Here is a 13,992-nt window from a genome sequence, read left to right on the forward strand (position 1 = left end):
TAGATTAGAGGTAAATAAGATGAAAGATTGTATATTTTGTAAAATATCAAACAAAGAAATAGAAAGTAATATTATTTATGAAAACGAGTTTGTATTGGCATTTTTGGATATGTTTCCGAATACAGATGGACACTCCTTGGTTATTCCTAAAAATCATTCCAATAACCTACAAGAAACTGATGACTTGTTTTTAAAGGAAGTTGCAATTGCCAAAAAACAAGTTGCTGAATTATTAACTAAGAAATTGCCTATGAAACCTATTGGTTTCAATTATGTTTCTAATCAGGGAAGTGATGCTTATCAATCAGTGTTTCATTATCATGAACATATAGTTCCGAAGTATCAAAAAGGTGAAGGATTATTGTTCCAAATAAATAAGGACGAATCAAAAATGTCGGCAATTAGTGAAATATATAAAGCATTAAAAGAATAAGAAAAACACTTTACTAGTTTCCCTAAGTAAAGTGTTTTTATTTTTTATAATGTCTCAAAAAACTTCTTCCATCCTCTGTCATTATTCTTGAAGATCAACCTGAATTTTCTACTTTCATAAGCTCTTCGTTAACTTTGTAAATTCTAGCATCAAGTGCGTCTAACGAAGAAATTATGATACCTTCTATCAAAACTGGTTCAACAGGAGAACCAAATTCATTCTTACCGTGACTTGATAAAATTACATGTTGTAATTTAACAATTTCATTATGAAATTTGGAATCAATATTTAGTTCCTTTTCTTTCAATGATATGAAGGTATTACCAATAGAGATATGACCAAGTAATTTACCTTCATCAGTATACTCTGCTGCTCTTTTACCTTTCATTTCGACTACTTTACCGATATCATGTAGCAATGTTCCACAGTAAACTAGTTCTCAATCAATTTCAGCATAACGATACACTTCTTTCAATCCTTTGGCTGCCATTAAAAGTGAAAAACTGTGTCAAAATAAGCCACCAACTACATTATGGTGTATAGAAGTTGCTGCAGGATATGTTTTAAATTCATCTTCATATTCTTTAATAATTGACATGGTTATTTTTTTATATGTTTCATTGGTTAACTTTTCTAAAAATTCCATCAAGACTTTAAAATTCATCTCGACGTTTATAGGAGCTGATATAGAAAAAGTTTCCTCAGTAATATCATACTTATGAAAATCTTCTTCTTTCAAAACTTCATATGTATTTATTTTTAACTGAATTTGTTGTCGATAAACGTTTACAACTGCCTCAATTTTTATAACACTATCTGCTTTGATAGTTTCATAATCTGCGTCATCACAATTTCAAAGCCTTGCTTCAACCCTTCCTGTCTTATCTACTAAATAAACTACTAGATAATTTGAACCGTTGTTACCTGTTGATAATATTACTTTTTCAACTCTTGCTATCAAAACTAAATTCTTAGTTTCAGACTTAATTTCATTTATTCTCATACAATACCTCAATAATATTGTAATTTTAACAAAAAAAACACTCATTAATAAGTGCTTTTAGAATTAATTGCAATTTAATAATATTGTTTTTAGTCTTTATAGTTATCTTTTCCGTACTCATAGACACCATAAGTTCCTGATCAATTAGTTAGGCTAGCAGTTCGCAAATCTAACTTATTTAAAAAGTTGGGAAGTGTAAAGCGTTTAAGTTGATTTTTAATAATATCTAAAAGTGGTTGTCCTAAATTCGATGGTCCACCAGCAATTACAAAAGTTTCAAAGTCCAAGAAATGAATTAGTGTAGACATTGATTTAGCCAATGGTTCCACAGCTTCTTCAAATATACTAATTACTTCCTTGTCTTTTTCCTTGAATAAATCTACGATATCAATTATATGTAAGTTATTGTTTGATTTATATAACTCACCAAGTTTTCCTGTCGATTTACTACCAACCAAATTTAATTGTTTCTCAATTCAAGTAGCTGAACTAATTGGATCAATACACCCTTCTAGACCACAAGCACATTTGATTGTATTTTGATACCCACCACCGTGACCGGGTTCACTAGGTAGTCCAGAGCTATCTCCCATTACTAATTTATTATCAAATATAGCACCACCACCGATACCTGTTCCGATACAATAAAGAGCCATTGAACTCTTTTTACCCTTTAAACCCAACTTTCATTCTCCATAAGTGGCAGCTTTTGCATCATTGAGTATAAAAACTTTATTACTTTTGAATAATTTTTTAGTGGTCTCTAAGAGCGGATAATCTTTCCATCCTAAATTAGAAGCTAATACAACTATACCATTTGTGGAATCAACTAATCCAGCGCAGGCAATCCCTATGAATGATAGGTCATCGGCTTTTATGTTAGATTCCTCACACTTTTTATTAAACTTTTCGTGTATTCTTTTAACTATATCTTTATTATTCGTGGTATCTACAAAAAATCTAAATAAGGTTTTGTTATCTTCAAAAAGTGCACATTTAGCAGAGGTAGCCCCGATATCTATACATAATGCTTTTATCATAATATATTCTCCATCCTCTAATTATTTATTTATTTTTTCGTGAATCTCAATTATTTCTTTAGACAAAAGTATAACAGTCTCAGTGGTTAAAAGCTGATCTTCAGCATGCATAAATAAAACTGGTATAGTTATCTTTTCCCCTGATGCTTCGGCTGAGATTATATCCATATGTGTATGACTGGCAACGGCTAAAGATTTTTCAGATTCTACGATTAACTCTTGTGCTTTTTTATAATTACCTTCTTTAGCACACTTTATTGCTGCCATAGCTTTTCCCTTGGCTTCACCAGCGTGTGCGATAATAGTGAATGATACTTGTTCAAAATTCAAATCTTTCATATTTTTCTCCTATAAAGTTATTCTATATTAATATCTTGTTATAATGTACTTGATTTACCAAAGGGAGATAGACAATGCATTTTTCAAGTGTAGCTTACTTTAGCTTTGTACCATTGATTATTTATTTTATTATATATATAGTTATTGAATTACTGGAGAGATTTTTTCATCACTTTGTCAAAAATAAGTTGAAGATATATTTAATTGGTGCAATGGTAACCTCATTGTTAATAATTCTAATAATTGTATTATCATTGTATGTTGTTATTTAAAAGTTCTACCCCAAAGGTAGAACTTTTAAAAAATCTAAGTTAATTATCTTTTTTTATTTCTTAAAGCCATAAGTTTTTCGCTTCTAGCTTTAGCTACTTTTTTAGATTGTTCAATGTATTTATCATGTTTAACTTGTGCTTTTTTCATTAGCTCTACTTTACGTTTTTCAAGTTTTTCTTTATTTGTCATTCTTCTACTTCAAAAAGTAATTTGTGACTCAGCATCCATTAACATCAGTTCAGATTTTTCTTCTAAATATTTAACTTTAGATTCTGTGTCAACTTCATAACGATATACTTTATCAGAATAATATTTTTTCTCTAGTTCATATTTTTCAGGGTTATTAGCTTTTAATTTTTTGAAATATAACTTATTGTCTAATAATATGAACGGTAAATAAAATAATAAATCCACACCAAAGCAAATCATTGCTGGAATAATTGCTTTTCCATCTAATGAAGTAATTATGGCACTTACAAATCATGGAGCTGTTCAGGGAGCAGCTACATAAGAATATTTTACAAACCCCAGAACAGCTGGTGAAAATATTCAACCTATAAATAAATTAAGTATAGGGGCAAAAATAAATGGAACAATGTACACAACATTTAAAACTATTGGATAACCAAAAATAACTGGCTCATTTATTTGAAAAACCCCTGCTGGTGTTGCATATTTAGCAACTTCTTTTAATTCGCGTCGTTTAGAGAATCCAAACGTCATTATTAATAATCCAAGAGTAGCACCACTACCCCCAACATACATATATGAATCGAAAAATGGTTTAGTGAAAACACCCATTGATCCTGTTGCAGCAGCGACATCATAACCTAATCCATTAACTAATGATGTATTTATTCCAAGAACCATCCAAAATATAGGTTCAAATACACCGGCCATTAGATTTGATCCATGAACTCCAAAGAATCAGAAGAATCCAACAAAGAATATGAATACTATTGCAAGACCTAATCCACCACTACCTGTAGCGAATCCAATAAATCAAGAAGTAAAGAATTGATAAATTGCAGCGTTCAAACCAAACTGTGTAGGACCTAGTTTTGTAGAAACATAAGACCCAGTAAGGGCAGCTATTTTACCATTTGCATCTAACCCAAAGTTTAAGATATTATCAGCATTTAAATGATGAAAGTCACCTAAACTTACATTTTGACCTTGATTTAGAAATAAAGCTGCAACCAATGACTTAATATCATTTCCTTGACTATTGTATCACTGACTGAACTTCTCAGTTGTTAAGTTGTTAAACATATCTTTAATTCAGGGTGAATCTGCATCTACTTTCAATAACTCAGCAATTTGAGTATTTGTTAATCCCCTAACTTTATCCAGTAAACCTTCAACTTCCTGAAGATTTGTTGCAATTTGAGCTTGATTATTACCTGTCACGGTTAGATTACCAGTTATTATCGCTGGTGCTAACACAAAAATATTTAATACCCCTATTCCAGCCAATGTGATTACAGCTGGTAAAAATACTGCGAAAGACTTTCCAACTGCTGGAGGAACGCCATCTGGCATTTTAATATTAAGTGCTCTTAATGATGAAAGATATACAAAAGCTTCGGTTGCGATAATTCCAAATAGAATAGCACCAATCAAACCTTTTGCATCCATGAAGAATGCAATTTCTCCTAATCCAGCCAACATAAATGAAGCAGTTGATACTAATCCAGCAATTATTGGTTGCTGAAATCCTCTACTTAGTGATATATAATAACCAAATAAGAATGAAAAATAAATTGACATCATTCCAACAGTTACTGTATTCATATGACCAAAGGCCAGCCCACAAATCTTTGAAGTTTGTCCTCAACCATTTGTTGTGCCACCCAAGAGTTTAGAGATACCATCCCACGTTAACTCAGGGTGACTTGCTTTTGCAAATAAACCTAATAACGACACATATCCTGATCCAGCGCCACCAAACACTATTGCGTTTACCAATACACCTATTGATCCAGCAATAATAAGTGGAATCATTGTACCAAATGAGTCACGAATGGCAGCCAAATGTCTTTGATTACCTATTTTTGCCACTTTTGGTATGAATTTGGTTTTAAATCATGGTTTAAAACCATTACTTTTACTAGATCGTGTCTTGTTATCAGGACTAAATTTATTATTCGACATAATAAAAACCTTCTTTCTAGACAAATTTAATAATTAATAAAATTGATATAAATGTTTAACTATTTACTCATCATTTTTTCAGCTTGTTTCATTGCTTCTTCGCCTTTAGCCATTGCATAAACTTGGGTTGGTATCAACTCAACCGGAACATTGTTAGTCATGTTTATGATATCTTCAAGGGCGTAACTAATTTGTGGTCCAACCATTATGGCATCATACAAATTCAGTTCTGGTTTAGCTTCGGCAATACCTTTGGCAACTATTTCATAATCCAATTTTTTAGAAGCTGCATACATTTGCATTTTCTTTACAAGCATGCTGGTAGACATACCAGCCGAGCAAACTAATAATATTTTTTTCATTCCATTTGCCTCCTTTAAAATTATTATAATCTTTTTCCATTTTAGAACTTCAAAAATGGAAAAAATATTAAAAACTGAAAAAAACTCCCACGAGGTATAGGAGTGCTTCTTATTTACTTTTTTTAATTGCTTTTATAGTTAATTCTTTGGTTGAACATAGTGTTTTATACCATAACGCAGAGTATTTAATATTTCTTATCCCTTTTTCTAAATCAAGTTCTACTAGTCCATACCTATTTTTAAAAGAGTTTGCTCAACTTCAACAATCTATGAATGTTCAAACATGATAACCAAAACAGTTCGAATTTTTATTGATGGCTTTATTTAGTCAATATAAATGTTCTTTTATAAAATCAATTCTATAAGAGTCGTTAATTACACCAGATGAGTCTTTAAATCTATGTTCTGATTCAACACCCATACCATTTTCAGAGATATATCACTTTATATTTGTATAACGTTTTTTAATTAGGATACCAATTTTATAAATGGTTTTAGGGTGGATCTCCCACCCTCTATAGGGGTTGAAGCGTCCTTTGCTTCATCTGTATGTTTCAAATCAATTTCAAGGTGGTGTGTTGTTAATCGAACAGGATTTTTTTATTCTAGATGGTTGATAATAATTTACACCTAAGTAATCAATCTTTCCATTTTCCAATATGTTTGCATCATCTCCATGAACAGGAAACATCAATTTTTCTTTAGTTAAGAACTTGATAAGCTTTATAGGGTACTTACCTTTTATCACAGCGTCCAGAAAAAACTTGTTAAAAATTAAATCACGCAACATAGATGCTTTTATATTTCTTATCGCTAAGTTTTTTGGGTAAGATGGAGTTAAATTTAAAATTATTCCGATTTGTTTGTTTGATTTAGTACCAAATATACTTCTAAATTCTTGCACCGCTAATGAATGAGCTAGCATAGTATTATTAGAAACCGCTATAAAACGTTTAAAATCTTTTACAAAAGGTGGTTGGAAACCGTATAAATATTGGTTTTCTGCTGCTGCAACAGGTTCGTTAAAAGTTGTGAAGTAATCAACTAAATTACCAAACTTTTGAAAACATATTTTTGCATATTCGGAAAACTTATATATAACTTCTCGATTCTCAAAACCCCCTAACTTTGCAAGACTAACAGGCATATCAAAGTGAAATAAATTTACAACAAGTATAATATTTGCTTTTTTTATACTTTCAAAATAATTTATATAAAACATAAAGCCATCTTCATCAACTTCCATAGTTTGAAAATTTTTAATAAGTCTTGTTCATTGAATAGAGGTCCTGAAACTATTTAAGCCAATAAATTTTATCAATTGTATATCTTCTACATATTTATTATACGTGTCACAAGTTTTATCGGGTCCCAAACCATTTCAAAATGCAGAATGATCTTTTTTGTATCAGTCGTCAAATATATTTGGATTGCTTTTGTTATAATCACCTTCTGTTTGAGGACCACTTGTAGCAGCTCCAAACCAAAAGTCTTTTGAGAATTTCATTTTTTTCATTCATTAACTTAGGCTTTTTGAAAAGCTCAATAACCTCTCAATCTTTTTTAAAACCTTATGTTCGTTTTCTTCTGATACCATATTTAACTTTAATTTAGTTTTTAATATTTGAATATGAAAAGCTAGTTTTTGTCTCTTAACATAAACCGATAAAATATGACGCTCAAAAAAACCCATAATAGAAGTATCTCCTTTAACGTAATCTGAATATCTTATTTTAGTAAAGCTATCATCTCTTGATGAATAAAATGTGACAGTTTTTATAAATATTTGATTATTTGCTATTCAAGTAAGTTGAATCTCCTTGTTAGGAATAAATTTATTCAACTTGAACTTAACATTGTTATTTTTTTTACTTGACTTGTATCAATATCCCTCTTCAAGATCGCCTATTGATAAATTGGGGTTCATATCTTCTAAAGATATCACCAAAAAGGCATTAAACACTTCACATAGGGGTCTTTTAATTTTTGACACAATGTTAATTTTATTCAAACGTTTACGCTCTTCCAGCACTGACATATATTTTTTCTTATTTATATTATCTAAAAAATCATTATAGTCTTTATCAAGTTGCTGTGCTTCTTCTTCATTATTTATTTTAAATTGTTTAATCACATCTACTTCCACAAAATATTTCAATCTCTTAAAATATTTTTTAAATCCCTTTCTAATTTAGTTTTATCAATTGAAGTATTAACTCCATTTGATTCAATTACCTGTTTGTATCAACAATAGCTTAATTTTGGTTTTCTTTCTTTAATAGGAGAATTAAAGTCAACAGATATAATCCCATAATCTTTTCGATAACCTTCACTTGGAGAAAATATATCGCAATAAGTTCATAAGGAATAACCAAACAAATTTAAATCTAATTCTCTACATCTACTAACAGATTCTAATATTGGTTGCAAATATTCTAATCTATCATAATCCAGAATCATTTCGTTAGATTTAAGATCAAAATCACCAAAACCATTCTCTACTATCATAATTGGTAAATTATAATTTTCTTTATATGCTTTTAACCCTATTTCTAAATATTCTGGTGCAATCGGCCAAAGCCATTTAGTATATTTTTTATGCGACCTTGGGAGTACTATTTGAAATTCACCGAAAGGTAACTTGAGAGGTTTATTATATATTAACTTTGGATTTACTTCTTTTTTACTATCAGCAATAAAGTAAGGCCTATAAAAATTCCATCCTATGAAGTCTAAGGTGTATTTTTTTATATAATCTAACTCACCATCAACAATATTAGCGTTAATATTATTTATTTTTAAAAAATCTATGAACTCGTTTGGATATATCCCAAGCAAATTAGGTTGAATCCAAAGATCTCGCATCCAAATATTATAGTTTTTGATTAAATCTTCTTTGTTTTCTTCGCTATTGTCGAAAACTATTGGAGGTGACCAATCATCATCGATACCAATAATAGCTTCCTTACTTACATACCCTAAATCTTTTGCTTTTTGAAATTCTTCTTTAGCGATGGCAGCCCCAACTACTAAATTATGAAGTGCAGTAGCAAACTTATGTACGCTTTTATAACCTGGTGGAATAGCTTCTCCTAGGTAACCATCCAACATAAATGTCTTGTTCTCATCATTAACAAATCAAATGTCAGAATACTTACCCAAGTACTTAAACACTGCTGCACAATAATTACGAAAAGCATCTAAAACATACTTTTCACATCAGCCACCTTTGATTTCAAGCCATAAAGGTGTGTCTCAGTGGAATAGTATTGGTATTGGTTTAATACCGTTTTCACATAACTCTTTGAAAAAATTATCATAGAATTGTACTCCCATAGGATTCACAAAGTTTTCATCTTTGGGAAATAAACGTGTCCAGTCAAGGCAATAAATCAGTGAGTTGATACCAAGATCTTTCATTATTTTAACGTCGCTTTTGTATTTATGATAAAGGTCACTACTAAATTCTATGGAGTTGATCTCTCTTTTAGTACTTCCGGTCGGTGGTATGTGATAATTCGTTTTTGTAAATCAATCTCAGATAGAGTCGGTACGGCCATGCAGGCTTCGACCTCCTTCAACCTGAAATGCGTTAGTTGATAAGGAAAATAAAAATTCTTTTTGCATTGTGATAATACCTTTCAATTTTAGTTGTAAAATATATTAAATGAGGGGTAAATATGAGTATTTTAGTTGGGTCAGTGTTGGCGGGTTCGTTTTTGGCATTACCATTTATCATATGAGGAGTTTTTAGATTTTTTGATAAAGTTATGCACAAATTTTTTTCATGAAGTAAATTAGTAGTTTTACTTTCATTCTTAATATTTTGAACTATAGCGATTATTGTAATTGTTGTTACTATTCTATATGGTCATAATTAAGAGTATTGAATATCTTTTTTAATAATTTGTAGTGATAAACGTTTAAAATGACTTAGAACCACACCATTATTTTAGAAACTTTTATAAGAAAAAAACTATCAAAGTATTTTTTTATGACTTCCTTCAAGGAATTCTACTTTTTAGATATTCATATAATAAATGTCTTGAACCTAAAAAAATGGTAGCAACTTTAAAATAAAAAATTCCCTTTTATTAAAAGGGAATTTTAAATTATAAATCCAGGATTTCCAATTATATAATTAAACTCTTTAGCAAAATTTAGTGCAACACTGCTTGTTAGAATATCTAAATCAAATTCAAATGAAACTGTTACAATGTTTGAAAGTATCATATCTTCTTTCACTTTTGACCTTGGTGCACCCACTACTAATAAAATGTCTGAAGTGTTTTCTAAATTTAAATTAACGTATTCTGCTGAATGATTAGAAAGTTCAAACATAACTAGTTTTGAGTCATTTGATTGAGAAACTTTTTCACTCATTATGTTTGCCAAAGTATCTAAAGGTATTTTAGAGTCAAAAGCTAAGTTGTTAAAATTTAATCCTTTTTCGTCTATGGTACCAAGTGATATTGTATTTTTATTGACATCTAATAAATTAAATTTTTCTGAAACCATATTGAATGCTTTTAAATAAAAAGTACATAAAGAAAGTTCAATTCCTTTTTTTAAATAAGGTTCTTGCATTAATGTATATATAGTCATTAATGCTGTAATATCAACTTCAAAACTCATTTTAAATTTTTTTGTAGTTTCGTTATTTTTTGAACTTAAACTAAAACTTTTCTCTATAAGTTGTAGTTTTTCATTTAGTTTTTCGTTTTCCAACTTCAGTAATCGTACCTCTTCACTCAAAAGGTCATTGTTGCTGATTAGACTTTCTAGTTTTTCCATAGAGTTTTTATCCGATAGCATCAAGTCTTCAAGTTTTTTATTTAAGAACTCATTTTTTCTATCTTTTTCATCACGATCTACTAGATAATTACTTTGTGATTCGTCTACATTAATTACTAGGCTCGTTTTTTTGTTTGAATCACTCTCTTTTTCTTCTAAGGCTTTGTTCAATCTTTTTATTTCGTGAGCTATTTGTGACAATAGTTCTTCTTCATTTACATGTGAAACACTCTGATTATTTAATTCAAGATCTTTAATCGAGACGTTATCATTATTGTCTTTCCTTGTTTGATTGTTTTCTAAATTTTTATTAAATTCATCTGTGAAACTGCTTTCACGTTTTTTCTCATTCAATTCTCAAAGCGATAGTTCTTCTGTTATTGAATCACTTATAGTTAGGGGCTCGACATTTGAATTCACTGAGTCCACTCTTTCATTAATGCTTTCGTCGTATTTATTCAAAAACTCATTTTTAAATGTGTGCGTGTCTTCGCTTTCGACAGTTTTGTTTTCTGCGTTTTCAAAATCTCTTGAAGTTTCTTCTACATTTGAATCAAAGTTTGCTTTTAAAAATTCATCACTTTTTTTGAAGTTCTCATTTTCACTCATAAATTTATCTGTAGGAAAAATATTTTTTGTTTCCATACCAATTTGTATATCATCAGCATTGAAAATTTCAGTGCCGCTAGTGAAATCAAGAGTTGGCTCCATTGTTTGTTCAGAACTACTTACAATATCAAAAATAATGTCTCCATTAGTCACAATTAATGATTCAATAACATATACATTTTTAACAATACCCTCAATTGGTGAAGTAATTTCAAAACTTTCAACTTGTGTTGAAATTTTAGCTAGAAGTTGGCCAACCTTGACAACTTCACCATCAGACACAAATACACTCTCGACAATACCTTTATAATTTCGAGAGTTTTCAAACTTTAATCTTTCCATTTTGATAGCCCCTTTAAATATATAGTTCAACGCCCATTGAACATTACTTTTTTATTTTACCGTATTTTTAATAGATATTGAAGTTTTTTTCATTTTGTAGTTACAGCATTGAACTTCTAGCCTATAAATAAAACGTGAAACTACTAATTTCTTTGAAATAGCTTTATGATTTTTTTATATCTATGTAAGGGTTAATTTTTGATTCCCAATTTTTGTTTTTGATTGTAATAATAAAGTTGTGACAAAACTTGTTTCTTGATAATCTAACATCTTATACTGTAATGTTTAATCGTGAAGTTTTTAATCACTTTTCTTTATTGCATTTTCAATTTTTTCAAAGACCTCTTCTGAATGTTTGTGATTTAATGTATAGTGTTTGTAATTTTTAAGCAAAATTAATTCATAAGAGTTTTCATTCAATGCACTTAAAAGTTTTGCTGTCTTTTTTGCATCAGAATAATAATCATTTGTAGGTTGTATTAAAGTCACTTTATTATTTGAGTTGTTGATGTGTCTTTTAATATTGTTGTTAACTTTATTCATAAGAAATAAACTTCGAACTGAGTATCTACCTTTTTCTAAGTTTTGTTTTTCTAAACTTTTTGCATAACTGATATCATCAACTAAATCTAAACCATTGATATGTTCTTTTAAAAAAGTGTTCATATTAAATATTGTTCCCATAAATAATTTAAAATTATAGCCTGGTTCCTTATTATATGCTATATTCAATCTCAATGAACTTGAAATTATTTTATGCACATTCTTATTTTTTGATAAATATAGACAACTCGCAAAAGATATTCCCTCTGCAAGTATGATAATTTTCATACTTTTGTAATTCTCACTAAGAGAATCCACTATTTCATTTAAATCTGATATTAGTACTCCTGGATGGTAACCAAAAAAATCTTTGTTATCACCACAATTTCTTTGATCAAAACTTACAACAGATATTAAGTTATTCTTTTGAGCAAAATAGTTACTTAAGCGCTCAAAATCTTTGCGATTTCTATTTAAGTCATGTACGCCAATCAATATGTATTCACTCTCTGGATCAATATCTCCGTATCAAGCAAGCTCGTATAAATCTTTTGTTTTGAACATTTTTTTCTTGATTAACTCTCCTTTTTGAAAGGCAGTGGGTTTAAAACTTAAAGAATTAAGTTTCACAAGTCTTATAATAAGTAGCAAAATAAGTAGCAAAATAGTGATACCACCAATTGTATATAATATCTTACTCAATAAACTTCATATCAGTGTTCATGGTTCCATAATACCGCTCCTAAACATTATTGTGATTTTAGCATAAAAAAAATACAACTTTATTGTATTTATCAATATTAATCTTCGTGAGAAAGATCAAGCGCGTAAACGTCAAATTGACCTAAAAATCAAAAAGCAAAGATAACGTTTTGCTTTCTATTGATGAATTCGTCGTTACCAATTACATTGATAGCTTCATAAATGACATTACCTGCATCCTGTTCCAAATTTATTCTCATTCTTTCAAAGTCATAAATTGTTGATCTACCATACATTTCATTTTTACGTTCAAACTCTACTTCTGTCAATATTCTTTCATAAGTATCTCTATACTTTGGTAAAGTTCTCAACCTTTGTTCAACACCTTTACAAACATTTTTAACTTCTTTGTCCAATGCAAAAAGTGCTTCGTGTAAATTTCTCAGTTTATCGTGTCTCTTCATAACATCAACTCCTGTTATCTTAATAAAGACTAGCTTTATGATTGGTATAATTATACCTTCTTTTTTGTTTAATTACTACTTTTACAAATTATGGACGTTTTTGTTCTAACAAGATATTAAAATATCTTTAAAAACATTGTAAAATTAGACTCTCATATAAACTCAAATTTCATCTCTAAAATAACAAAATAAGATGTTAACACTACTTAAGGAGTGTTAATTGTTACTTTTAGTTTACTATATTAATTTCTGAGATTTGTACTCACAAGATAATATCAATTTATTTTGTTGTCTTTGTTAAAATTATAAAGGAATAATTTAAACAATAAATACGAAGGCATTAAAATTAATTGTACCAATCTTAGTATAACTTTATTAAAATCAACCTTGCCTCTCCTAAAAGCAATTTACTCAGAGTGACTTTATACAAGTTAAATAATTCCTCAAATAAAATTAAATCAGACTACTAAAAAGTTTTTTGAGTTTCCTCTCCATTAATGATAAACAATCAAATCAATATTAAGTTTATTTATAACTAAAGTATAAGAATGTAGTTATTAAGATCTTAATAAATATTTTTAAAGTATTCAGGCAGTGTGAAATATTGGATGCTTTTATTTTTTTAATACTAAATAACTCTTTTCATTTCATATGCTATATTTACACCTAGTAAGAAACTTTATTTAAAAACATTTCTACGTAATAATCATTTGCTTTTTATTATCCTTCCTAGTTTTTATAATAGTTCTTGAACTTTTTTTCGTTACCGTTGCATTTCAAATTTTAAAGCCCCTTCTTTTTTTAACTTGCACAACTTTGTTTTTATTTCTGAAAGACAATTGTTTTACTGTATTCTTAAATTTATGTAAACAGCATGAGAGGATTTGTGGTTTTGTCGTTTTGTCATATAATTGTTTAATGCTACAAAAATTAA

General features: G+C 29.1%; 14 protein-coding genes. 3 read left to right on the forward strand and 11 right to left on the reverse strand.

Translation table 4 applies throughout. From position 1 onward, the window contains the following. The first annotated feature begins 19 nt into the window (after positions 1–19). Positions 20–433: an HIT family protein gene (locus tag ACI2WZ_RS04065; protein ID WP_023789917.1), complete on the forward strand. Its 414-nt coding sequence runs from the start codon at positions 20–22 to the stop codon at positions 431–433. A 37-nt stretch (positions 434–470) separates the two neighbouring features. Here the strand turns inward: ACI2WZ_RS04065 and ACI2WZ_RS04070 are convergent, their stop codons facing one another. From ACI2WZ_RS04070 to ACI2WZ_RS04080, 3 genes are all read right to left on the reverse strand, one after another. Beyond that, positions 471–1,436, reverse strand: a complete 966-nt coding sequence (locus ACI2WZ_RS04070; protein WP_500244726.1) for a 3'-5' exoribonuclease YhaM family protein — start codon at positions 1,434–1,436, stop codon at positions 471–473. A gap of 89 nt (positions 1,437–1,525) precedes the next feature. Then, a complete protein-coding gene (locus tag ACI2WZ_RS04075) occupies positions 1,526–2,476 on the reverse strand; it encodes an ROK family protein (protein WP_500244727.1) in 951 nt (316 codons plus the stop codon). Between the two features lie 21 nt (positions 2,477–2,497). Further along, the gene (locus tag ACI2WZ_RS04080; protein WP_500244728.1) at positions 2,498–2,815 is read right to left on the reverse strand and encodes a PTS sugar transporter subunit IIA; all 318 of its coding nucleotides are present in this window, start codon (positions 2,813–2,815) and stop codon (positions 2,498–2,500) included. A gap of 74 nt (positions 2,816–2,889) precedes the next feature. Between ACI2WZ_RS04080 and ACI2WZ_RS04085 the strand changes: the two genes are divergently transcribed. Beyond that, the gene (locus ACI2WZ_RS04085) at positions 2,890–3,087 is read left to right on the forward strand and encodes a hypothetical protein (RefSeq protein WP_023789925.1); all 198 of its coding nucleotides are present in this window, start codon (positions 2,890–2,892) and stop codon (positions 3,085–3,087) included. A gap of 43 nt (positions 3,088–3,130) precedes the next feature. Here ACI2WZ_RS04085 and ACI2WZ_RS04090 read toward each other — a convergent pair whose 3' ends face one another. From ACI2WZ_RS04090 to ACI2WZ_RS04110, 5 genes are all read right to left on the reverse strand, one after another. Beyond that, positions 3,131–5,242, reverse strand: coding sequence for a PTS sugar transporter subunit IIC (locus ACI2WZ_RS04090; protein ID WP_500244729.1), 2,112 nt, complete (start codon positions 5,240–5,242; stop codon positions 3,131–3,133). 59 nt (positions 5,243–5,301) lie between these two features. Beyond that, entirely contained in the window at positions 5,302–5,604 is a 303-nt protein-coding gene (locus ACI2WZ_RS04095; protein ID WP_500244730.1) for a PTS sugar transporter subunit IIB, read from the reverse strand. 109 nt (positions 5,605–5,713) lie between these two features. Next, positions 5,714–7,120 carry a glycoside hydrolase family 1 protein gene (locus tag ACI2WZ_RS04100; protein WP_500244731.1) on the reverse strand — a complete coding sequence of 469 codons (1,407 nt, stop codon included), beginning with the start codon at positions 7,118–7,120 and terminating at the stop codon, positions 5,714–5,716. Between the two features lie 3 nt (positions 7,121–7,123). Continuing rightward, positions 7,124–7,738: a hypothetical protein gene (locus tag ACI2WZ_RS04105; protein WP_500244732.1), complete on the reverse strand. Its 615-nt coding sequence runs from the start codon at positions 7,736–7,738 to the stop codon at positions 7,124–7,126. 2 nt (positions 7,739–7,740) lie between these two features. After that, positions 7,741–9,231, reverse strand: coding sequence for a glycoside hydrolase family 1 protein (locus ACI2WZ_RS04110; RefSeq protein WP_500244733.1), 1,491 nt, complete (start codon positions 9,229–9,231; stop codon positions 7,741–7,743). Between the two features lie 53 nt (positions 9,232–9,284). On the opposite strand from ACI2WZ_RS04110, the gene ACI2WZ_RS04115 reads away from it, so the two are divergent. Next, entirely contained in the window at positions 9,285–9,485 is a 201-nt protein-coding gene (locus ACI2WZ_RS04115; RefSeq protein ID WP_500222215.1) for a hypothetical protein, read from the forward strand. 226 nt (positions 9,486–9,711) lie between these two features. On the opposite strand, the gene ACI2WZ_RS04120 is transcribed toward ACI2WZ_RS04115, so the two are convergent. From ACI2WZ_RS04120 to ACI2WZ_RS04130, 3 genes are all read right to left on the reverse strand, one after another. Continuing rightward, the gene (locus ACI2WZ_RS04120) at positions 9,712–11,349 is read right to left on the reverse strand and encodes an acyl-CoA carboxylase biotin carboxyl carrier protein subunit (RefSeq protein WP_500244734.1); all 1,638 of its coding nucleotides are present in this window, start codon (positions 11,347–11,349) and stop codon (positions 9,712–9,714) included. Between the two features lie 300 nt (positions 11,350–11,649). Further along, positions 11,650–12,624 carry a serine aminopeptidase domain-containing protein gene (locus ACI2WZ_RS04125; protein ID WP_500244735.1) on the reverse strand — a complete coding sequence of 325 codons (975 nt, stop codon included), beginning with the start codon at positions 12,622–12,624 and terminating at the stop codon, positions 11,650–11,652. A gap of 68 nt (positions 12,625–12,692) precedes the next feature. Beyond that, complete coding sequence (locus ACI2WZ_RS04130; RefSeq protein ID WP_023789943.1) at positions 12,693–13,058, reverse strand: hypothetical protein; 366 nt, start codon at positions 13,056–13,058, stop codon at positions 12,693–12,695. Positions 13,059–13,992 lie beyond the last annotated feature (934 nt).

The organism is Spiroplasma endosymbiont of Megachile willughbiella, from assembly GCF_964273395.1.
GTDB lineage: Bacteria > Bacillota_I > Bacilli_A > Mycoplasmatales > Mycoplasmataceae > Spiroplasma_A > Spiroplasma_A apis.